This window comes from Flavobacterium sp., from assembly GCF_049318185.1.
In the GTDB taxonomy this organism is placed as follows: domain Bacteria; phylum Bacteroidota; class Bacteroidia; order Flavobacteriales; family Flavobacteriaceae; genus Flavobacterium.
Window position 1 is genome coordinate 1 of record NZ_JBMOGV010000009.1, and the last position, 21,227, is coordinate 21,227.

The 21,227-nt window shown below is 31.0% G+C and carries 21 protein-coding genes; 8 read left to right on the plus strand and 13 right to left on the minus strand.

All coding sequences use genetic code 11. The annotated features are described in order from the left end of the window. Window positions 1-79: 79 nt before the first annotated feature. Window positions 80-1,480 (plus strand): phosphoglucosamine mutase, encoded by a 1,401-nt coding sequence (gene glmM, locus ACOYLT_RS01830; protein WP_422852133.1) that lies wholly within the window; start codon window positions 80-82, stop codon window positions 1,478-1,480. Here glmM and ACOYLT_RS01835 read toward each other — a convergent pair. Genes ACOYLT_RS01835 through ACOYLT_RS01855 form a run of 5 tightly spaced genes read right to left on the minus strand, consistent with a single transcriptional unit; the run spans window position 1,477 to window position 7,649 of the window. Beyond that, window positions 1,477-2,943, minus strand: a complete 1,467-nt coding sequence (locus ACOYLT_RS01835) for an oligosaccharide flippase family protein (RefSeq protein ID WP_422852134.1) — start codon at window positions 2,941-2,943, stop codon at window positions 1,477-1,479. The two genes, glmM and ACOYLT_RS01835, sit on opposite strands and share 4 nt — an antisense overlap. A 15-nt stretch (window positions 2,944-2,958) precedes the next feature. Then, on the minus strand, window positions 2,959-3,540 hold the full coding sequence (locus ACOYLT_RS01840; RefSeq protein WP_422852135.1) for a hypothetical protein: 582 nt from the start codon (window positions 3,538-3,540) through the stop codon (window positions 2,959-2,961). Continuing rightward, window positions 3,533-4,828 carry a glycosyltransferase family 4 protein gene (locus ACOYLT_RS01845; RefSeq protein ID WP_422852136.1) on the minus strand — a complete coding sequence of 432 codons (1,296 nt, stop codon included), beginning with the start codon at window positions 4,826-4,828 and terminating at the stop codon, window positions 3,533-3,535. The genes ACOYLT_RS01840 and ACOYLT_RS01845 overlap by 8 nt, the downstream gene beginning before the upstream one ends. Beyond that, window positions 4,829-7,348 (minus strand): YfhO family protein, encoded by a 2,520-nt coding sequence (locus tag ACOYLT_RS01850; RefSeq protein WP_422852137.1) that lies wholly within the window; start codon window positions 7,346-7,348, stop codon window positions 4,829-4,831. Window positions 7,349-7,376: 28 nt separating this feature from the next. Then, entirely contained in the window at window positions 7,377-7,649 is a 273-nt protein-coding gene (locus tag ACOYLT_RS01855) for a DUF4834 domain-containing protein (protein ID WP_422852138.1), read from the minus strand. Window positions 7,650-7,753: 104 nt separating this feature from the next. On the opposite strand from ACOYLT_RS01855, the gene ACOYLT_RS01860 reads away from it, so the two are divergent. Next, entirely contained in the window at window positions 7,754-8,722 is a 969-nt protein-coding gene (locus ACOYLT_RS01860; protein ID WP_422852139.1) for a transporter, read from the plus strand. Then, window positions 8,722-9,840, plus strand: coding sequence for a GTP cyclohydrolase (locus tag ACOYLT_RS01865; RefSeq protein WP_422852140.1), 1,119 nt, complete (start codon window positions 8,722-8,724; stop codon window positions 9,838-9,840). Before ACOYLT_RS01860 ends, ACOYLT_RS01865 begins: the two co-directional genes overlap by 1 nt. A gap of 7 nt (window positions 9,841-9,847) precedes the next feature. Here the strand turns inward: ACOYLT_RS01865 and ACOYLT_RS01870 are convergent, their stop codons facing one another. Continuing rightward, window positions 9,848-10,798: a TerC family protein gene (locus tag ACOYLT_RS01870; RefSeq protein WP_422852141.1), complete on the minus strand. Its 951-nt coding sequence runs from the start codon at window positions 10,796-10,798 to the stop codon at window positions 9,848-9,850. Between the two features lie 198 nt (window positions 10,799-10,996). Here ACOYLT_RS01870 and ACOYLT_RS01875 point away from each other — a divergent pair, with 198 nt between their 5' ends. The 4 genes from ACOYLT_RS01875 to ACOYLT_RS01890 all read left to right on the plus strand — a co-directional run bounded on the left by ACOYLT_RS01875 (window position 10,997) and on the right by ACOYLT_RS01890 (window position 16,218). Then, window positions 10,997-13,186: a glutamine synthetase III gene (locus ACOYLT_RS01875; protein WP_422852142.1), complete on the plus strand. Its 2,190-nt coding sequence runs from the start codon at window positions 10,997-10,999 to the stop codon at window positions 13,184-13,186. Window positions 13,187-13,280: 94 nt separating this feature from the next. Further along, on the plus strand, window positions 13,281-14,168 hold the full coding sequence (locus ACOYLT_RS01880; RefSeq protein WP_422852143.1) for an OmpA family protein: 888 nt from the start codon (window positions 13,281-13,283) through the stop codon (window positions 14,166-14,168). A gap of 1 nt (window position 14,169) precedes the next feature. Beyond that, window positions 14,170-14,940, plus strand: a complete 771-nt coding sequence (locus ACOYLT_RS01885; RefSeq protein ID WP_422852144.1) for an OmpA family protein — start codon at window positions 14,170-14,172, stop codon at window positions 14,938-14,940. 96 nt (window positions 14,941-15,036) lie between these two features. Continuing rightward, entirely contained in the window at window positions 15,037-16,218 is a 1,182-nt protein-coding gene (locus tag ACOYLT_RS01890; RefSeq protein WP_422852145.1) for an AIR synthase related protein, read from the plus strand. A 2-nt stretch (window positions 16,219-16,220) separates the two neighbouring features. Here the strand turns inward: ACOYLT_RS01890 and ACOYLT_RS01895 are convergent, their stop codons facing one another. Continuing rightward, a complete protein-coding gene (locus tag ACOYLT_RS01895; RefSeq protein ID WP_422852146.1) occupies window positions 16,221-16,598 on the minus strand; it encodes a PH domain-containing protein in 378 nt (125 codons plus the stop codon). Between the two features lie 88 nt (window positions 16,599-16,686). Between ACOYLT_RS01895 and ACOYLT_RS01900 the strand changes: the two genes are divergently transcribed. After that, window positions 16,687-17,115, plus strand: a complete 429-nt coding sequence (locus tag ACOYLT_RS01900) for a hypothetical protein (RefSeq protein ID WP_422852147.1) — start codon at window positions 16,687-16,689, stop codon at window positions 17,113-17,115. 6 nt (window positions 17,116-17,121) lie between these two features. On the opposite strand, the gene ACOYLT_RS01905 is transcribed toward ACOYLT_RS01900, so the two are convergent. The 6 genes from ACOYLT_RS01905 to ACOYLT_RS01930 all read right to left on the minus strand — a co-directional run bounded on the left by ACOYLT_RS01905 (window position 17,122) and on the right by ACOYLT_RS01930 (window position 21,221). After that, window positions 17,122-17,397: an ATP-dependent Clp protease adaptor ClpS gene (locus tag ACOYLT_RS01905; RefSeq protein WP_422852148.1), complete on the minus strand. Its 276-nt coding sequence runs from the start codon at window positions 17,395-17,397 to the stop codon at window positions 17,122-17,124. Between the two features lie 37 nt (window positions 17,398-17,434). Further along, the gene (gene prmA / locus ACOYLT_RS01910) at window positions 17,435-18,268 is read right to left on the minus strand and encodes a 50S ribosomal protein L11 methyltransferase (RefSeq protein WP_422852149.1); all 834 of its coding nucleotides are present in this window, start codon (window positions 18,266-18,268) and stop codon (window positions 17,435-17,437) included. Window positions 18,269-18,356: 88 nt separating this feature from the next. Continuing rightward, on the minus strand, window positions 18,357-18,800 hold the full coding sequence (locus ACOYLT_RS01915) for a hypothetical protein (protein WP_422852150.1): 444 nt from the start codon (window positions 18,798-18,800) through the stop codon (window positions 18,357-18,359). Between the two features lie 31 nt (window positions 18,801-18,831). After that, window positions 18,832-19,584 carry a triose-phosphate isomerase gene (tpiA, locus tag ACOYLT_RS01920; protein WP_422852151.1) on the minus strand — a complete coding sequence of 251 codons (753 nt, stop codon included), beginning with the start codon at window positions 19,582-19,584 and terminating at the stop codon, window positions 18,832-18,834. Continuing rightward, window positions 19,584-20,087, minus strand: coding sequence for a TlpA family protein disulfide reductase (locus tag ACOYLT_RS01925; protein ID WP_422852152.1), 504 nt, complete (start codon window positions 20,085-20,087; stop codon window positions 19,584-19,586). The genes tpiA and ACOYLT_RS01925 overlap by 1 nt, the downstream gene beginning before the upstream one ends. A 21-nt stretch (window positions 20,088-20,108) precedes the next feature. Continuing rightward, window positions 20,109-21,221 (minus strand): DoxX family protein, encoded by a 1,113-nt coding sequence (locus tag ACOYLT_RS01930; protein WP_422852153.1) that lies wholly within the window; start codon window positions 21,219-21,221, stop codon window positions 20,109-20,111. Between the last annotated feature and the right edge of the window lie 6 nt (window positions 21,222-21,227).

Consider the following 21,227-nt stretch of genomic DNA (forward strand, 5'->3'; position numbering starts at 1 on the left):
AATTTATAAATTTTAAATAGAAATAGAAAATCTCAATTCAATATATTTGTAAATTATAATTGATAACTCTTTACTTAAAATGACATTAATAAAATCTATATCAGGTATTCGTGGAACCATTGGTGGCAAAGTTAGTGATAATTTAACACCTGTTGATGCAGTTAAATTTGCTTCGGCATATGGAACTTTTCTGAAAGTGGGGAGCTGGAAGCTGGAAGCTGGAATAAAGTTAAAAGTTGTGATTGGTCGTGATGCCCGTATTTCTGGGCCAATGATTCATAATTTGGTTGTCAATACTCTGATTAGTTTAGGGATTGATGTAATTGACTTGGGATTGTCAACTACGCCAACAGTTGAGATAGCAGTTCCAATGGAAAAAGCCGATGGTGGAATTATTTTAACCGCATCACATAATCCAAAACAATGGAATGCATTGAAGTTGTTAAATGCAAAAGGCGAATTTTTAAGTGGTGATGACGGTGCAAAGATTTTAGAAATTGCCGAAGCTGAAGCTTTTGATTTCTCTGAAGTAGATGATTTGGGTGAAATCACGATTAATGACGCTTACATGGATATTCATATTGACGAAGTTTTGGATTTGCCTTTGGTAGATGTTGAAGCTGTTGCTAAAAGAAAATTTAAAGTGGTTGTGGATGGCGTAAATTCTTCGGGAGGAATAATTATCCCAAATTTATTGGAGCAAATGGGTGTTGAAGTTGTCAAATTATATTGCGAACCCAGTGGCCATTTTCCTCATAATCCAGAACCATTGAAGGAACACTTGGGCGATATTTGCAAACTCGTTTTAGAGGAAAAAGCCGATTTTGGAATTGTGGTTGATCCAGATGTTGATAGACTAGCGTTTATATCTAATGATGGTGAAATGTTTGGAGAAGAATATACACTGGTGGCTTGCGCCGATTATGTGTTGAGCAAAACTCCAGGAAATACGGTTTCAAATATGTCGTCTTCTCGTGCTTTAAGAGACATTACAAATAAACACAACGGAAGTTATCAAGCCAGTGCTGTGGGTGAAGTGAATGTGGTGGAATTAATGAAAAAGACAAATGCTATTATTGGGGGTGAAGGAAATGGAGGTATCATTTATCCCGAATTGCATTATGGAAGAGATAGTTTGGTAGGTGTGGCGTTGTTCCTAACTTATTTGGCAAACCAAGATAAAACTGTTGCTGAACTGCGCGCTTCATATCCACAATATTATATGAGCAAAAATAAAATTGAACTAACGCCACAAATTGATGTTGACGCTATTTTAGTTGCAATGACTGATAAATACAAAAACGAAAATATCACTACGATTGATGGTGTGAAAATAGATTTCCTAACAGAATGGGTTCATTTACGTAAGTCAAATACCGAACCAATAATCCGAATTTATACTGAAGCACCATCGCAAGAGTCAGCAGATACATTAGCATTGAGAATTATTGATGAAATAAAAGCTGTTGCTGGGATTTAATTCAAATTTATATTTTTCAAAAATTTAGAAATCACTCCGTTAATTTCTTCCGAAAGTTTTGCTTTATAAATTAATAGAATATATAATACACTAAGTAAAATAGATTTTAATCCTATGTTGATAATAGCATGAAACGGAAAATCCCAAAAGTAAAACAATAAGAAAAAAACAGCTAAAATACCAAGAGAATATAAAGTCTTTACAGTAAATGGAAATAAATTCATTTGCTTAATAACAAAAAATAATTTGATGGTGTTATAAATCATCACTGTTAGTAATGTAGCAAAAGCCGAACCTTCAATGCCATAAAGTGGAATAAAAATCATGTTCAAAACTATCATTAACAAAACCGTAAAAACACCGAACAGCAAAACAGTTCTGTAGTGTATAGTATTTACTATAATCGAATTGTTATTGCCTAATAATACATCATAGAATTTGGATAATCCGATAAGGAAAACAACCATTATTCCCCCACTGTAATCCTTAGGAATCAGTTGGTACATTTCTTTGATATTTACAAAAATGAGTATCATGATAAATCCACCAATCACCTGTAGATTGATAGCACTTTTTTTATACAAATCGTTCAGTTCATCGTGTTTGTTTTCTACCATTAATTTTGAAGTAATTGGCGCAATGATTTGTGTCATAGCTCTACTTGGCACAGCAATTACGGTTGCAATAAATATGGCTACGGCATATAATGCATTCTGACCGATGTCTTTATATTGTGGAATCATTACTTTATCAAAATCGACCAACATTACAGCAACGCCACCTGAAACAATAATAAAACCCGAATATTGCACAATCTCTTTTGCATTTTTTGGTATGACGAAACGTAAAACTGGCATTTTCACCGAAATAGCATAGAGTTTCATAGCAATCATTTGTGCAAAGTAGGCCAGAGCTACACTATAGACAAAAGTATCTTTGGCAATCCAATCAAAATGAACTCCAACAAGTAAAAGCATAACTACTAAACGCACTAAAACTTCACTAATAAAATTCCCAATAACGGATTGCATATGTACTTTTGCCCATGCGTAAAACACTTCAAAATAAGCCATGAATAAACCAATAATAGGAATCAGCCAAAAGAAAGGTTTCAAAGTTGGATTTTCCTGAATCCAACTATGCGAAATTTGGTCGTAGAAAAAATAAAACCCCAATCCCAAAGGAATTATTAATGCCAAAGGTAAAATCAGCATAAAGGTTAAAAACTCATCGCGTTCTTTTTGATTTTTATAGGAAGAAAAGAATCTGATTAAGGTATTCTGAGCACCAAATGCCATCAAAGGCATCATAATATTAGCGCCTGAAAGTACTGTGGCAACAATTCCATAATGCAATTTTCCGAGAAAATGAGTGTAAAAAAACAACGCATTAACAGCACCAATTCCAAACCCAAGAAAAGTGATAATGGTGTTTTTAATAGCTTGACTTTGGACGATTCCCATGGTTTAATTTTGTATTTAATCTCCCGAACAAATGTCGTTATAAAAATTTACCAGTTTGTCTAAAGTAGCAAATGTAAATTCATGATTTTTTATTTTTTTAACCAATAGCTCACAATCACTAAAATATTTTGATGTTGATTTAATGTAATTATCTTTAACTATAGTTGGATATTCTTCACTTTCTTTTTTCAAATAATATGCTTCTACTTCTGCTTTAGCCATGCCTCCTGAAGTCAAATAAACATCAACTATTTTTGTTTGTTTATAAAGTTTTACAGCTCCATCGGTAACAACTTCTAATAGCTCCATTTTTTCATATTTATCGACCTTCAAATATTCCATTATTCTTGAATTTTCAAAATAGAGGAAAGTAATCCCTTTTACATCTTCTGAAGTCCATAAATCGGGTTTTTCATTTTCTGTAACTCGAAATAATATTTTATCTCGTGATCTAAAAGAAGCAAAATCATTAGCTTTTTTTATCATTCCTAAACCTTTTATAGAGGTTCCGTCTTTGAAAAAAAGTATAGCTTCTTGTGTTTGCCCAAAAAGTGAAACTGTTAAAAACAGAAAAAAAAGCGAGCAGTTTTTAGTCATATTTGTTAATTAATTCAACTAATTTCTCTGTCAAATTTTTTCTGGAATACTGTTGCAAACCAACAGCATTTACTTTCAGATTTTTATTTTGATATTCTTGATAATACTCCAAAAGTAATGCTTTCAGCTTTTCTTTTTCATTATAGGTAAAGAAAACTCCCGTATTGGTTGAAGTAATTATTTCGGCAAAATCAGAACCATCTGGACCAATGGCGATGATTGGTCTTTCGGAAACCATATATTCAAAAAGTTTTCCTGGAATGATGCTCTTTGTGTCTTCAGAATTAATTTCGATTAGTAATAAAACTTGTGATTTACGTTGGTATTCCACCGCTTCTTGATGGGAAACATAACCCAAATTTAAGACATAATCAGTAAGTTTAAACTCCGAAATGGTATCCAACACTTCCTGACTTATAGCTCCAATTAATTTTAGCTGGAAATCATTTTTAAAGGTTTCATTTTCAGTAACCAATTCTTGTAGGGTTTGCCACAGTATTCTCGGATTTCTTTCGGATAAAAAAGAACCTATATGCGCTAAGGAGAATTTATTATCTAATGGTTGTTTTTCAACGTGTTCAATATCATAGCCATTCGTAATGACTTCAATCGGTCGAGAAGTTATTACTTGAAATTCCGTTTTAGTAGTTTTACTTGTCACAATAATAGTATCAGCCGAATTCAATACTGCTGCCTCTAAAGCTTTGTGTTTTTTTTCGGCATAAGAAGAAAGCTTCAACGCTTTGTGATACCCAATAGTTGTCCACGGATCACGAAAATCAGCCAACCATTTTATATTCAATTCTTTTTTTAATTCTAAACCAATCAAATGCAAACTGTGTGGTGGACCAGAAGTTACTATGGTATCAATATCGTTTTCTTGAATGTATTTTTTTAAATAAGAAACGGAAGGTTTTACCCAAAGAAAACGAGCATCAGGAATAAAAATATTACCTCGAACCCAAAGCAAGGTTTTTTCAAAAAAAGATTGTTTCTTTTGGTTAGGAATAATTCCCGAACTGATTTTTTTGGTTTTGTCTTTTCCAAAAAATGAAGCCAATCTATAGGGTTCAAAGATTTTGTTTTTGAGGATAATTACTTTGTCTGAAACTTCACTTTCCAATCCTTTGTCAATAATAGGATACGTTGGATTTTCAGGAATATAAATTATGGGTTGAATGTTGAAATCGGGCAGATACTTCACAAACTTTAACCATCGTTGCACTCCTGGACCACCAGCTGGCGGCCAATAATAGGTGATGATTAAAAGTTTTTTTGGTTCAGACATTTATTCTTTTTTCTTGCCTTTTTTGTCAAAATAAACACCACCAATAATCACTAATAACATTCCTATTGAACTAAACAAAGCAATCGTACTTCCAGTTTTTATTACTTGTGGTTCAAACTTGAATTCAATGGTATGTTTTCCTTTTGGGATTTCAATGCCTCTTAGGGTATAATCAACTTTGTAAATTTTAGTTTCCTTTCCATCAATCGTAGCTTTCCAACCATTTTTATAATAAATTTCAGAGAAGACAGCAAAGCCATCACCTGAACTATTTGAAGTATAGATTAAATGATTTGGTTTGTATACATCCAAATTGATTGTTGATAAACTGTCAAGTGTGAATTTACTTTTAATACCACGAGGTTCAACATCGTATTCATTGTTTATTTCACTTTTATTAATAATTGCAACATCTTTGGTTTCAATATTTCCTAAATGTTTTATTTCTTCATCAGCATTGTTAACAGTTACTATTTGCTTTACAAACCATGCATTGCCATTATGAAACGGATTGACAATTGGAATATCGCCTTTTTCAGTACCAACAATCAAGTATTTTATATTGAATGCATTGATGATTGGAATACTTTTGTTTAGAGAAAGTGTTTTGGTGTCCACTATACTGCCCAAGTTATCCATACTTTTTTCTATCAAATGGTCATATACTTCTTGAAAACGTCGTGGTTTTACAGCGCTATACCCACCTATTGATTTATGAAAATAGGATGACCTTGAATTAGATAATCCGCCATCTAATTCATAAACTCTAAAGTTGGTATTGTCAGCAAGTATTAAAGAATCTGCTGGAGTTGGCTCAAAAGGGACATCTACTTCATGGGCACTTCTGAATTGTTGACCATCATTACTCACATAGTTTTTATCAATAAAAAATAAATCTCCAACCATGAAAATGCCAATCATAATTACAGCTGTATTTTGAGCAAGTTTTTCTTTGATATAAAAATAAAGCACTCCAAAAGTAACTGTAAATAGAAAACCAGAACGTAACAAATCGGCATTGTATAAATCTCTTCTGTCTTCTTTCAAAGCATCTATAAAACTTGGTCCAAATGATTTATCGGGCTGTTGTTTTAACATCGATAAAAGCTGTCCATCTATTTCTCCAACAAAATTGAACATGCTTTTACCCACAAAAAGAATTATGATAATACCCAGAGTGGTTGCCGCTGTTTTCCATAAACTAGACCATTGTTTTTCTTTATCAGTTGTGAAAAATGATTGTAATCCCATAATAGCTAATATAGGAACACACAATTCTAACAATACTTGTATGGAAGAAACGGCTCTGAACTTATCATAGACAGGAACATGATCAATAAAGAAATCAGTTAATAAGGAGAAATTTTTACCCCAAGAAAGTAATAAAGAGAAAATGGCTCCAGCCAAAAAAGCATATTTTATTTTTCGTTTATCATGATAGAGTGTTAATACAAAAAGGAAAAAAATCACAGCCCCAATGTATGCCGGTGCTGCAACTTGCGGTTGATTCCCCCAATAAGTTATAGCATAATTATCGGTAAATTCTTTGGCTTCTTCTGGTGATGCACCATAGTTGAGCATGAAATTATAGACATGGGAGTCATCAGTAAGTTTCTGATTATTGCCACCACCAAATAATCGTGGCACAAATAAATTCAAACTTTCTGCTACACCATAACTATATTCAGTGATATAATCTCTGTCCATTGTGATGTTGCTCTCTTTTTTTGAACCATCAGGATTTATAGTCAACTCACTTTTCCCACGTGTGCTAAAGTCTGCATATTCTTTGGTAGCCAATAAACTTGTCGCATTAGCACCAATGGCAAATACCAATGCAATAGCAAATGTTCCAATTATTTTTGGTAAAGCTTTTAAATCTTTTTCCTGATAAAGTTTATACAAAAAGTAAAAACTCATCACTATCAAAAGCAACAACAAATAATAAGTCATTTGAAAATGATTGGCAGTTATTTCAAGAGAAACGGCAATCATTGTTAGTATGCCGCCATGCAGATATCTTTTCCTAAATACAAGGATAAAACCAGCTATTACTAATGGCATATAGGCTATAGCATGAGCTTTGGCATTATGTCCAACACCTAAAATGACTATTAGATAGGTTGAGAATCCAAAAGCTAAAGCACCAAAAAATGCCTTTAACGGATCAATTCGTAATACTAAAAGTAGACCATAAAATCCTAAAAAATATAAGAATAAATAATCTGCGGGTCTTGGTAAAAATCGCAATAGTTCATCAAATTTCCCGATACAATCATGAGGATATTTTGCTCCCGATTGGTAAGTTGGCATTCCGCCAAAGGAAGAATTTGTCCAATAAGGTTCAGTGTGATATTCAGCACGGAAATCATTTTGTTCTTTTGCCATACCAGTAAAATTGACGATATCGTGCTGGTATATTTTTTTTCCTTGTATAACGGGATAAAAGTAAATTAGAGCAATTAGGATGAAACCAATGATGGCTAAAAAGTGTGGATATAACTTTTGAAGTTGTTTCATGTTTTTGGATAAGGTTTTCAAGTAACAATTATTCTATTTCTTCAAAATCTACATACTCACCAACAATCTTTTTTTCTTTTGGTTTTTCTGTATTTGAAGTTTGAGTATTGCTTTTTTGTTGATGATTTTGTTGTTGCTGTTGAAATTGTTCAGAAGCTTTTTGGACAACTTTTTTAGCTATAACAGGCAAAAATAATTTTGCTAAAAACTTGATGACATAGTAAATAATTAATAAATAAAATAAGTCTTCTATCAATCCAGCTAAAGATGCGGTTTCCATTTTATAAATAATTTTTGTCAAAAATACTAAATTCTATAATGTAATTTTCGCTTTGACTTCTTAAATAAATGATAAAATACATTACTTTTGATTAACAAAGTTGCAACACATATAATTATCTATTTATGACTAATTTAAAAAGGATATTAATTATTATTTTATTGATGTGTACTGCTACTCATTATGCTCAATACACAGATATTATAAATTCTAATAGACCAGGAAAATCTATGTCGGCTTTTTCGGTTGGAAAAACTGTTATTCAAGCCGAAGGTGGTTTGTATGGTATTAAAGAAAAACACGATTTATCGCGTTATGAAGCTAATGGATTTGGAACTGAATTAGATGTGAGATACGGAGTTTTTATTGATCAATTTGAATTTGTTATGAATACTCAATATCAGTATGATTGGTATCAAGCACCTTTGATTAATGATACACGAGGTGGTTTCAAACAATTTACTTTAGGAGCAAAATATTTAATTTTTGATCCTTTCATAAAACTAAAAGACGATAAACCCTATGTTAAAACTTGGAAAGCTAATCATAGTTTTAGTTGGAAACAATTTATTCCAGCTATTGCGGTTTATGGTGGTTTTAATCTACAATTAGGAACAAATCCGTTTACATACGAGGGGGATGCTAAGTTTAGTCCAAAAGCGATGTTAATTACTCAAAATCAATTTGGAACCAAATGGGTTTTTGTAACTAATATTATTGCTGATAAGGTTACTTCAAAATATCCAAGTTATGGTATTATAGCAACTATGACTAGAGGGTTCAATATGCGTTGGTCAGGTTTTTTAGAAATGCAAAGCTATAAAAGTGATTATTATGCTGATAATATTTTTCGTTCAGGCGCTGCCTATTTAGTGAGAGAAAATATTCAGTTGGATGCTTCTTTGGCAAAAAACATTAAAGATACTCCAGCTATACTTTATGGAAGTGTAGGTCTTTCATGGCGTTTTGACAGTAATTATGAAACCAATTACAAAACAATTAAAAAAGATAAAATAGACGATAAGAAAAAATCTAAAAAAGATAAAGGCAAAAAAAGAAAAGACGAAGTAGAATTAGAAAACCTGAAACCATAATGATTACTATTGTTGAAGCTAATTCCAAAAAACTGCTCAAAGATTTCGTAAAATTTCCATTTACTATTTATAAAAATCATCCCTATTGGGTTCCGCCGTTAATTGCTGATGAATTAGAAACTTTTGATAAAACAAAAAACCCAGCATTTACTTCGGCTGAGGCCTATTTTTATTTGGCTTTTAAAGAAAATAAAATAGTTGGGAGAATTGCCGCTATCATCAACTGGGGAGAAGTAAAAGATCAACAAAAGAAAAAAGTTCGCTTTGGTTGGTGGGATGTTATTGATGATATAGAAGTGACAAAAGCTTTACTTGAAAAAGTGTATGAACTTGGTCATAAAAATAATCTAGAATATGTTGAGGGTCCAATGGGTTTTTCTAATTTAGATAAAGTTGGAGTTTTGACAGAAGGTTTTGATGAAATTGGTTCTATGATTACTTGGTATAACTTCCCATATTACAAGAATCATTTAGAAATGTTAGGTTTTACTAAAGAAAAAGAATATTTAGAAAATCGTTTTCCTTTTTCGAATGTTAAACCAGAAATGTTCTCGAAAGTAAATGAATTGATAAAAAAACGTTACAAATTAAAAGCAATAAATTTTAGTAATAATAAAGATATAATGCCTTATGTTGATGAAATGTTTGATTTGTTCAATGCAAGTTATGCAAGTTTATCTTCTTTTGTAGCAATTACGGCTGTTCAAAAAGAATTTTTTAAAAATAAATATATAAGTTTTATCAATCCTGAATACATTAAGTTTATAGTAGATAAAGACCAAAAGATGATTGCGTTCAGCATTGTAATGCCTAGTTTCTCAAAAGCTCTTCAAAAAGCAAAAGGAAGTCTGTTTCCTTTTGGATTTTATCATTTGCTTAAAGCCAAAAAAGAAAGCAAGGAAGTATTGTTCTACTTAATAGGTGTTGACCCTGAATACCAAAGTAAAGGGGTAACCGCTATAATTTTTATTGAATATTACAAAACATTTAAAGAAAAAGGCATTCAAAATTGTATTAGAACTCCTGAGTTAGAAGAAAATCACGCCATACATAATCTTTGGAAACATTTTGATCCAGAGGTTTTTAGAAAGAGAAGAACATATAGTAAGATTTTATAAAAGTGTATTAGTTTTGACTTGTATTTTTGCTCTTATTTACAGAGACTATAATCCCAATTAATAAAGCAATAGTTATAAATCCTAATGAAACCCATTCAGGAAATTTATAATAATGAACTATAATCATTTTAATTCCAACGAAAGCAAGTATGGCAATTAAGCTAAATTCTAAATAACTAAACTTTTCTAACATATTTGCCAAAAAGAAATACATAGAACGAAGCCCAAGAATAGCAAAAATATTAGAACTAAAAACTAAAAATGGATCAGTGGTAATGGCTAAAATAGCTGGCACACTATCTATCGCAAAAAGCATATCCATAACTTCAATTACTATTAAAGCAACAAAAAGAGGTGTAGCATGATTTATACTGTCAATTTTTGTAAAAAAATGTTCTTTTTCTGTATGGCTTGTTATTGGTATTACTTTACCAATAATTCGATATACTAAAGATTTCTTTGGTTCAAACTCTTCTTCATTTTTTTTAAACAACATTTTAAATGCTGTAAAAATCAAAAAGGCTCCAAACAAATAGGTCATCCAACTAAATTTATTAATTAAGACAACCCCAAAAAATATCATCAAACCTCTAAATATAATAGCTCCTAAAATTCCCCAAAACAAAACTCTATGTTGGTATTTTTGAGGTATTTTGAATGAAGCAAAAATTACTGCCATTATAAAAATATTATCTATGCTTAAGGATAATTCAATTAAATAGCCCGTAATATATTTCATTGTAGCAACAATAGGTTTTATTCCAGTTGGATTAGCTACAAATCCATTGCTGTATATCCAATGTACAATTCCAGAAAAAATAAAAGATAATATTACCCATATTGCAGTCCAAATCCCCGCTTCTTTAGGTTTTATAATATGCGGATTTTTATTAAATACTCCTAAATCTAAAGTTAGAAATATTATAATTATTGATAAAAAAGCGATCCAAACTATCATGTTCTTTTATTTTAATGATACAAATATAGTTGTTTGAATTTTCAAAATATAATTATTTATTAATACGTGATATAAGGCAATAAGATTATATTTTTTAATAAATGTCCCCTAAAAAAGTAGGGTATATATCTTTTTAATTTAAAATAATATTATATTTGCATCATATTATCAGGGTATAACTTTTAAAATTAATTATTTATGTCAACTTTACGTTTCCAAGCATTAAAAGATGCATCGGGTAGAAAGCCCGTAAAATTTGAAGAAGCTGTTAGAAAATCAGCTATTTTCGGTGCCAATGTGTTTAATGATAAAGCAATGAAGCAGTTTTTAACTTCAGATGCATATAAAGGAGTGAAAGATGCCATTTTGCACGGAACAAAAATTGACAGAAAACTAGCAGATTATATTGCTATGGGAATGAAAGAATGGGCAGTTGCAAAAGGTGTAACTCATTATACACACTGGTTTCAGCCGTTAACAGGAGCAACTGCTGAAAAGCATGATGCTTTTTTTGAAACATCATATGATGGTTCAGATCCTTTAGAAAAATTTGGAGGTGGACAATTAGTGCAACAAGAGCCAGATGCATCTTCTTTTCCTAATGGTGGCATTAGAAATACATTTGAAGCTCGTGGATATACTGCGTGGGATCCAACTTCTCCAGCATTTATTTTTGGTACTACATTATGTATTCCAACTGTTTTCATTTCATACACAGGTGAAGCTTTAGATTATAAAACTCCCCTTTTGCGTGCCTTAAATGCTGTTGATGAAGCTGCAACTGATGTGTGTAAATATTTTGATAAAAATGTCAAAAAAGTAACCGCTACTCTAGGTTGGGAACAAGAATATTTTTTAATAGATAGTTCATTAGCTAATTCAAGACCAGATTTGTTATTAACAGGCAGAACGCTTTTAGGACATACTTCAGCAAAAGGACAACAATTAGATGACCATTATTTTGGTTCGATCCCTTCACGCGCTCTAAACTTTATGCGTGAATTGGAAGAAGAATGTATGTTGTTAGGAATTCCAGTAAAAACACGTCATAATGAAGTAGCACCAAATCAATTTGAATTAGCACCAATTTTTGAAGAGACTAATTTAGCAGTTGATCATAATTCTTTATTGATGGATGTGATGTCAAAAGTGGGCGAACGTCACGATTTTAAAGTGTTGTTTCATGAAAAACCTTTTAAAGGTGTAAATGGTTCAGGAAAACATAATAACTGGTCAATGGCTACAGATACCGGAGTTAATTTATTATCTCCAGGAAAAACACCAATGAGCAATTTGCAGTTCCTATCTTTCTTTATAAATACAATTAAAGCCGTTCAAGAGTATGAAGAATTATTGAGAGCCTCAATCGCTACTGCTAGTAATGACCATCGTTTAGGAGCTAATGAAGCACCACCGGCAATAATATCAGTTTTTATTGGAGCGCAATTGACAAAAGTATTGGCTGAATTAGAAGGTGTGACTAATGGCAAATTATCACCAGAAGAAAAAACAGATTTAAAATTGAATGTTGTAGGTAAAATTCCAGATGTATTATTAGATAATACTGATAGAAATAGAACTTCCCCTTTTGCTTTTACAGGAAATAAATTTGAATTCCGTGCAGTTGGTTCTTCTGCAAACTGTGCTAACGCAATGACAACTTTGAATTCAATAGTTGCAAAACAATTAAAAGAGTTTAAAAAAGAAGTAGATACTTTAATCGAGAAAAAAGATTTAAAGAAAGACGAAGCAATCTTCAATGTTTTGAGAGAATACATTAAAGAAACTAAAAATATTCTTTTTGAAGGTGATGGTTACAGTGATGCGTGGGAAAAAGAAGCTAAAAAACGTGGTTTGAGTAACCATAAAACTACTCCAGCAGCTTTGAAAGCTAAAGTGTCTAAAAAAGCATTAGACTTATTCAAAGATTTAAGCGTAATGAACCACGTTGAAGTAGAGGCACGTTACGAAATTGAATTAGAAGAATACACTAAAAAAATTCAAATTGAAGGTAGAGTTTTGGGAGATATTGCTAGTAATCATGTTATTCCAACTGCAATTCGTTACCAAAATACTTTGATTGAAAATGTTCGTGGTTTGAAAGAAATCTTCGGAAAAGACTTCGATAAAATTGCAAAAGAACAAATTGTTTTAATCAAAGAAATTTCAGTTCACATCGAAGGAATTATTACAAAAGTGGAGGAAATGACTGAAGCTCGTAAAAAAGCAAATGCATTAACAGACGCTCAAAAAATGGCTGAAATGTACTGCGATAAAGTAAAACCATACTTCGAAGTTATCCGTGAACATTGCGATAAATTGGAATTATTAGTAGATGATGAGATTTGGACATTAACCAAGTACAGAGAATTATTGTTTACCAAATAAATATCTTAAAAATTAATTTACACCCAGCAGTTTATTATATTGTTGGGTGTTTTTTATTTAAAATAGCTTAACTTCGTTTTAATAATTATATTTTATGAAACAAGTTTTTATTTGTTTTTTGTATTTTATATTTGCAAGTTCTGTTTTTGCACAAGAACAGTTTGACGTTTATTTTGACAGTAATAAATTTGAATTAAATACCCAAGAAAATGAAAAACTAAATCATTGGATTTCTGAAAATAAGAACAATAAAATACTTGCAATTCAAGGTTTTACTGACGAAGATGGTACATCTAGTTTTAATGATACTTTGGCACAAAAACGCGTTGATTACATTTTTCAGAATATAAAAAATAAGATTAAGATTCGAGAAGATTTTAAAACCAGAAGTTTTGGGGAAAGTTTTAATCAGTCAATCCATAAAGCTGAAAATAGAAAAGTTATTATTTTTTACATCCTAGAAAAAGATTTATCTCTAGAAGAAGAAATTTTGGGAATTAAAAAAGAAGTTGTTGCTGTAGATGTTAAATCCGAAATAGTTTATCCCGAAAAATTAGTTTTCGATAATCCTAATGGAACCAAATCTGAATTCAAATTGGATAGAGTTTTTATGAAGAAAGTAGGCGAAGCTAAACCTGGAGAAAAATTGAAAATCGAAAACCTTAACTTCATCATCAATACATTTGCTGTAATGAATGAATCACGAGGAAAAATGTATGAGTTGCTATTAGTTTTGCAAAAAAACCCAAAATTAAAAATTGAAATTCAAGGACATTTATGTTGTATGCTAGCAGATAGAAATGATTTATCAACCCAAAGAGCCAAAGCAATTTATAATTTTCTAGTCATAAATGAGATTTCAAAAAGTAGATTGGCTTACAAAGGTTTCGGTAGTAATCAACCCATTTATCCTTTGCCCGAAAAGGACGAGAATGAACGCGCTGCTAATCGCAGGGTAGAAATTTTAATCTTAGAGAATTAATATGAAAAAGTATACTTGTTTTTTATTGTTTTTCTTACCTATTTTTTGTTTTTCACAAAAACAGTTTGAAGTTTTTTTTGATTTTAATAAAGATTTCCCAAATCAAAATTCAATTTTAGCCATAAATGAATGGATTGCAAAAAATAAAAATATTGAAATCAAAAGCTTATTAGGCTATTGTGATAGCATCGATAGTAAAGATTATAATAAAAAATTAGCAGAAAGGAGAATTAACAATGTGTATGATTTGCTAGAAAAAAGTGCTTTAAAATTCAATAAAAATCTTGAACGCATTGCATTTGGAAAAGATTTCAAACAATCAAAAATTCAAGCTGAAAATAGAAGAGTTACCATTTTTTTTAATGAAGAAGTAATCAAATTTGTTGAAAGTGAATTGAATAAACTTATCAGAAATTCCAAAGTTGGTGAAACTATAAAACTTCCTAATATTTATTTTTTTAACAATTCAGCCAGAATTGTACCCAAATCACAACCTACATTAAATGATTTACTTTGTGCTATGGAAGAAAATCCTAAATTAAAAATTGAAGTTCAAGGGCATATTTGTTGTCAATTGTTAAATGATAAAAACGATGTTTCTACTGCCAGAGCCAAAGCCATATATTCTTACCTCATAAGAAATAAAGTTGATAGAAAAAGATTAACGTTTAAAGGGTTTGGTGTCACCAAACCAATTCATAAAATTCCTGAAAAAAATGAAGTTGAAGCCGATGAAAATCGTAGAGTTGAGATTTTAATACTAGAAAATTAATTATTAAATTCCAAATTCTTAAATCCCAGATGAAATCTTATCTTTGTGTCACAACATTCTCCCTAAGCTTGTCTAAGGGCAACTAACTACAAAAAAATGAGTTCTGATAACAGCCAACGTTACAACCTTAGGGGAGTTTCTGCTTCCAAAGAAGATGTGCATAACGCCATCAAAAACATTGATAAAGGATTATTCCCAAAAGCTTTTTGCAAAATTGTTCCAGATTATTTGACAAATGATGATGCTTATTGCCTTATCATGCACGCTGACGGTGCAGGAACAAAATCTTCTTTGGCCTATATGTATTGGAAGGAAACAGGTGATTTATCTGTATGGAAAGGCATTGCACAAGACGCATTAATTATGAATATTGATGATTTGTTATGCGTTGGAGCAACTGATAATATTTTACTTTCATCAACTATTGGAAGAAATAAAAATTTAATTCCAGCCGAAGTGATATCAGCGATTATAAATGGAACGGAAGAATTAATAGCAGAATTAATAACTTATGGAGTTACTATACATTCCACAGGAGGCGAAACTGCCGATGTTGGAGATCTAGTTAGAACTATTATTGTGGATTCTACAGTAACAGCAAGAATGAAACGTAGCGATGTAATTGATAATGCAACTATTCAAGCTGGCGATGTCATTGTTGGTCTAGCTTCTTTTGGACAAGCCAACTACGAAAAAAATTATAATGGTGGAATGGGCAGCAATGGTTTGACATCGGCAAGACATGATGTTTTTTCTAAATATTTAGCCTTAAACTATCCAGAGAGTTTTGATTCTTCTGTTCCCGATGATTTAGTATATTCTGGAAACGTCAAACTTACTGATAAAGTTGAAAATTCTCCTATTGATGCTGGTAAATTGGTTCTCTCACCAACACGAACCTATGCTCCAATTATCAAAACAATATTAGATAAATATACTCCAAGCGAAATTCACGGAATGGTTCATTGCTCAGGTGGAGCACAAACTAAAGTGTTGCATTTTGTTGATAATGTGCATGTCATTAAAGATAACTTATTCCCAATTCCACCGTTGTTCAAATTGATACAAGAACAATCCGACACCCATTGGAAAGAAATGTACCAAGTTTTCAATTGCGGTCACAGAATGGAATTATATGTGCCCAATAAAATTGCTCAAGACATCATTGAAATCTCAAAGTCCTTTGGTGTTGATGCTCAAATTGTGGGCAGAGTAGAAGCCAGTAGCAACAAAAAACTCACTATTGAAAGTGAGTTTGGGAAGTTTGAGTATAATTAAATTTATAAAACATAATAAGCTAAAACTTTTTGCACATCATAAACATTTACAGATTTAGTAAATTGTTTAATAATACTTGGATTTTCCTCACTTGAAACCCAAATTTTTAGTTCAGCTTCCAGGTCAAATGTTCCTGCAGTTTCCACACTAAATCTTGAAATTGCTTTATAGGCAATTGATTTGTATTCTATTTTACTACCAGTAATACCTTGTTTTTCAACTAAAATTAATCGTTTGTTTGTAAAAATAAACACATCACGAATAAGTTTAAAACCCATTTCTATTTTTTCATCTTCAATTAGTAATTGACCATATTGATTGATAAGCTGTTCTTCGTTTACCTGACCAGCGTTGCCCATAAGTGCAGAAAATATCCCCATTTTTTTCGTTTTATAATTTAACAGTAAAATTAATAAATACTTCATTTGAAAATTAAAAACTTTGCGATATTTGTGATAAATAAAATTTATGAAAATTAATCCAAAAAATGGAGTAGATCAATTGTTATTTGGTATGAATCAAAATAATGTTCAAGCCATTTATGGTAAACCAAGTAAACAATTTAAAGATGATGACGGCAATGAGATTTATTTGTATTTTAAAGAAAAATTACGCCTAACATTTTATGAAGATGAAGCTTTTCGTTTAGGTTACATAATTACTTCTAATGAGGAAGCGACACTTTTAGATAAAAAGATAATTGGCAAAAATGTAGCTGTAATAAAAAGTGAATTGCCTTTTAAATTATGGGAACAAGAAGGTTTTGACAGCACCGAAAATCACTTTAACGAAAGTAATTGGCTAATTCTACAATCTGAGTTTGGAGTAGTAATTCGTGTTGAAATAGGAGCTATCATCAAAGATAATGATGAATTTGATTGGAAGTTTAAAGAGTAGTGCCTTTTAAACTATTTCTGCACTAAGACCAGCATCTAATAGTTGTGTCCATTGTGGTTTTAGTTCCTCAAAAGAACCCGTTTTCACAGTACATTTCCCTTTATAGTGGACTAAAATTGCACATTGTTCTGCTTGTTCCGATGAATGTTGACAAACACGAATTAGAGTATCAATAACGTGGTCAAACGTGTTGACATCATCATTAAACAATACAATTTCATTATTAATAGCAACTAATTCTTCAACTAAAACGTCTTCTTGTGTTTTTTCTATTGTATTCATTTTTATTTGTTTTTACAAAGTGTAAAATTTCAAAATGCTAATTTACATATTTCAAAGAAACCCATTTGTTTCTTTCGAATTTTTTAACAAAAGTCAATCCTTTTTCTGTACAAGATGCATCAATAAATGGAATGTCTTCTGTATAAAATCCACTTAGTAATAGTATGCCATCTTTGTTCAAACAATCTACATAGTGTTGCATGTCATTCAACAAAATATTGCGGTTAATGTTAGCAATGATTACATCGTAATTTTTATCTTCTAACAAAGTTGCATCACCTTCATATACTCTTATTTCGTGACAATTATTGCGTTCTGCATTTTCGATGGAATTTAAATAACACCAATTGTCAATATCAATTGCGTCAATAGGTTTTGCCCCTTTCATTTCAGCAAGAATAGCCAGAATAGCGGTGCCACAACCCATATCGAGTGTCTTTAAATCTGCAACATCAGTTTCTAAAAGATGTTGAATCATCATATGTGTAGTTTCATGATGACCTGTACCAAAACTCATTTTTGGCTCAATAACTATATCATATTCAGCAGTAGTTTTTGGATGAAACGGTGCTCGGATATGGCATTTTCCATCAACATCTATAGGTTCAAAGTTTTTTTCCCATTCTTCATTCCAATTGACTTGGTCAATTTCTTCGATTGTATAGGAAATATTGAATTCAGAAGATTGAAATAAATAGATATCATCTATTAGGTCATTTGTGTAAAGATTTTTTTGAATATAAGCACTAAAACCATCGGTTGTTTCAATAAAACTTTCAAACGGTTTTTCACCTAGCTCAGCAATTAAAATTTCTGAGCCCAATTCTTTTGGTGCTACTGAAAAATGGAAACCTAAATAAATAGTTGACATCGAGTAATTTTTTTGTAAAGGTAATAATCGAATGTCTTTTGAAAAGTGTTTTGCAAAAAGAAATTTAATCTGACTTCAAATATGTTTTTTAATCATCATTAGGAAGTTCATCAGGCGCAACAGTAAAAATCATTAATTTTCTATATCTTTTATTGTCAGCATCATATAAATAAGTAATTGTATTTTCTTTAGCATTATAGGTTAATTTTGCTCTCATGTATTTTGAGCGAATTAACCATGTGCCTTCATTTTCGTTAGTTTTTGAAAATTCATAAATGGAACCATGATGTAATCTTGCAACACCATTATCAATCATGCTAATTACTACATAACCATTTGTTTTTGAGCCTATTTCACGAATGTCAATAACAGTATTTTCATATTCTGTTTCTTTCATTTCGTATTTTTCTGAATCTATATTCCAAACATAATATTTTCTAATGTCAGATTGAAAACGTTTTTGAGTATCAATTTGAGCCTGTATTGTTATACAACAAAGACTTAAAAATAAAAGGAAGGAGTTTGTTTTCATTTATTTATAGACTTCAAACTATTTATAAAATTTAAATGGAATTAACTATAGCTGCAAAATCTGAGGCTTTTAGTGCGGCGCCTCCAATTAATCCTCCATCTACATCGGGTTTTGAAAATATCTCTTTTGCATTATCTGGTTTTACACTTCCACCATATAAAATGGAAACATCTTCAGCTACATCACTCCCAAATCTTTTTCTTATAGTTTCTCTGATAAACTCATGCATTTCTTGAGCTTGTTCTGGTGAAGCAGTTTCTCCTGTTCCAATAGCCCAAACAGGCTCGTAAGCAAGTATTATTTGTTCCCAATCTTTATTTTCAAGGTGAAATAGTCCATCTCGTAATTGGTTTTCGACTATATTGAAATGTTGTTTATTTTGCCTATCTTTTAATTCTTCTCCAAAACAAAAAATGATTGTCATATCATGTTTAAGACCAGTGCTAACTTTTTGAGCTAAAAGAGTATCTGTTTCATGAAAATAAGCACGACGCTCTGAGTGACCAAGTATAACAATATTTACACCTATACTCTTAAGCATTTCTGCTGAGATTTCTCCAGTAAAAGCACCACTTTCATTTTGATGCATGTTTTGAGCTGCAACACCAATATTTGTAAATTCTAAATGATCAACCGCTGATGCTAGGTTCACAAAAGTGGGTGCTACAATAATTTGTGCTTCTATATCATCGGGTAATTTATCAATTAATTCATTTAATAAGTCTTCCGTTTCTTCTGCATTTTTATGCATTTTCCAATTTCCAGCAACAATCTTTTGTCTCATTATTCTAATTTTTTTAAAGTCTCATTAATTTGTTTGAAATCTGTTTCAATAGCACGATATGTAACAATTTTTCCTTCCTTATCTAAAATAATATATCTCGGAATCCAATCTAAATCTATTGATTTTCCGAATGCTCCTTTCATCATTTTTTCATCATTTACCCAATAATGATCACCATTTAGTGTGTGTTTTTCAATTCCAGCTTGCCATTTATCAAAAACTTTGTCCATAGATATAAATACATAATCTACTTTTGGATTCTTTTTTTGCATTGCTTTCACTTTTGGCATTGCTTTGACACAATCGCTGCACCATGAAGCCCAAATTTCTATGACGGTTATTTTGCCTTTGTGTTTATTTAAAACTTCTTTAAAAGTTATTTCAGTGTTTTGAGTAGTAATTAGTTTTTTGGATAGACTTTCTTCCGAAAATTTATTTTTTTGCGAATTTGTAAAAGCAAAAATTGCTATCATAATAATTAATCCTAATATTATTTTTTTCATGTTTTCTTTTTATCAAAGGTATTAATGCTTGTTTTTTTGGCTACTAAAATTTTCAAAATAAGGTTTGTTTACCAATTTTTGATAATCAATTGGGTCAAATTTATTAGAAGTTATTCCATCATAATATTTATAGACATTTCCATTCCAAATATATTTCACACCAGGTGTATCTCTTTTTGATCCTAAAAGATTCCAAAACGGAATAACCTCAATAATTTTATAGGGATATTCAGCTCCAGCATCTTTAAAAAAATCTGGAATTAAATCAGCTTCTTCATTCATAAAGATGATATAAATTTCAGGAAAATTTTTATTTGTTTTTCTCAATTCAGTTAATTCTTTTGCAGCTTCACGACAGTGGTCGCAACCAGGGACAAAGAAACAAAGAGTTTTTCTACCCTTATCAATGTTTGAAAAATATTGAGCATAACCTGATTTCTTTTTTTCTGGTTCGGTTGGTTCTGTTTTAATAACTTCTTGTATTTCTTTACTAACTTTAACAGAATCTTTTATTATATGAGGTGTTGTTATTAATTTCTCTGTAGAAGTTTTTGATATGGAGTCTGTTATAGTTTCTTCCGGAGTTGATAACGTAAAATTACTTTCAGGAGGTTGAATTGGAGCCAACATAAATAACATTAAAACTGCCGCAAAAGTGACTGTTGTCAATACCCAAAAATTATTCTTTCTTTCACTATTTTTTGGAAGAATAACAAACAGCCAAACTAATAAAATCATCGCCACTACATTTTTTAGAATAGCCTCAATAGGTGTCATGGGTAATAAACTTCCAAAACAACCGCAGTTTCCTGAGTTACCACCATTTTGAATAGTAACGATTGATAAATGTATTGTAAAAACTGCTAAAAGTAAAATGGTAGCAGGGATTATAATAGTTGTTAAAAAATTCTTTTGTAGAATTAGCAATCCTAAAGCAAATTCTATTCCGATAAGAATTCTTGAAAAAAACGGAGCAAAATTTTCAGAAAAACCCATAGTATATAACTGTTTCACTTCAAAAGTTGAAATGGCAAAATAAGGTGAAGGATATAATTTTGCTACAGCTGAAAGTAGAAATAAAAAGGAAATCAAAATTCTAATTCCTCCTGTTATATTATTTTTTGAAACACTCATATTTTT

Bases quoted from the DNA above. Each gene is read 5' to 3' on its own strand.
- ACOYLT_RS01875 (WP_422852142.1), top strand. From the start codon at position 10,997: ATGTCAACTTTACGTTTCCAAGCATTAAAAGATGCATCGGGTAGAAAG.
- tpiA (WP_422852151.1), bottom strand. From the start codon at position 19,584: ATGAGACAAAAGATTGTTGCTGGAAATTGGAAAATGCATAAAAATGCA.
- ACOYLT_RS01885 (WP_422852144.1), top strand. From the start codon at position 14,170: ATGAAAAAGTATACTTGTTTTTTATTGTTTTTCTTACCTATTTTTTGT.
- ACOYLT_RS01865 (WP_422852140.1), top strand. From the start codon at position 8,722: ATGATTACTATTGTTGAAGCTAATTCCAAAAAACTGCTCAAAGATTTC.
- ACOYLT_RS01890 (WP_422852145.1), top strand. From the start codon at position 15,037: ATGAGTTCTGATAACAGCCAACGTTACAACCTTAGGGGAGTTTCTGCT.
- ACOYLT_RS01870 (WP_422852141.1), bottom strand. From the start codon at position 10,798: ATGATAGTTTGGATCGCTTTTTTATCAATAATTATAATATTTCTAACT.
- ACOYLT_RS01850 (WP_422852137.1), bottom strand. From the start codon at position 7,348: ATGAAACAACTTCAAAAGTTATATCCACACTTTTTAGCCATCATTGGT.
- ACOYLT_RS01895 (WP_422852146.1), bottom strand. From the start codon at position 16,598: ATGGGGATATTTTCTGCACTTATGGGCAACGCTGGTCAGGTAAACGAA.
- ACOYLT_RS01880 (WP_422852143.1), top strand. From the start codon at position 13,281: ATGAAACAAGTTTTTATTTGTTTTTTGTATTTTATATTTGCAAGTTCT.
- ACOYLT_RS01845 (WP_422852136.1), bottom strand. From the start codon at position 4,828: ATGTCTGAACCAAAAAAACTTTTAATCATCACCTATTATTGGCCGCCA.
- ACOYLT_RS01840 (WP_422852135.1), bottom strand. From the start codon at position 3,540: ATGACTAAAAACTGCTCGCTTTTTTTTCTGTTTTTAACAGTTTCACTT.
- ACOYLT_RS01925 (WP_422852152.1), bottom strand. From the start codon at position 20,087: ATGAAAAAAATAATATTAGGATTAATTATTATGATAGCAATTTTTGCT.
- ACOYLT_RS01930 (WP_422852153.1), bottom strand. From the start codon at position 21,221: ATGAGTGTTTCAAAAAATAATATAACAGGAGGAATTAGAATTTTGATT.
- ACOYLT_RS01860 (WP_422852139.1), top strand. From the start codon at position 7,754: ATGACTAATTTAAAAAGGATATTAATTATTATTTTATTGATGTGTACT.
- ACOYLT_RS01905 (WP_422852148.1), bottom strand. From the start codon at position 17,397: ATGAATACAATAGAAAAAACACAAGAAGACGTTTTAGTTGAAGAATTA.
- ACOYLT_RS01915 (WP_422852150.1), bottom strand. From the start codon at position 18,800: ATGAAAACAAACTCCTTCCTTTTATTTTTAAGTCTTTGTTGTATAACA.
- ACOYLT_RS01835 (WP_422852134.1), bottom strand. From the start codon at position 2,943: ATGGGAATCGTCCAAAGTCAAGCTATTAAAAACACCATTATCACTTTT.
- prmA (WP_422852149.1), bottom strand. From the start codon at position 18,268: ATGTCAACTATTTATTTAGGTTTCCATTTTTCAGTAGCACCAAAAGAA.
- glmM (WP_422852133.1), top strand. From the start codon at position 80: ATGACATTAATAAAATCTATATCAGGTATTCGTGGAACCATTGGTGGC.
- ACOYLT_RS01900 (WP_422852147.1), top strand. From the start codon at position 16,687: ATGAAAATTAATCCAAAAAATGGAGTAGATCAATTGTTATTTGGTATG.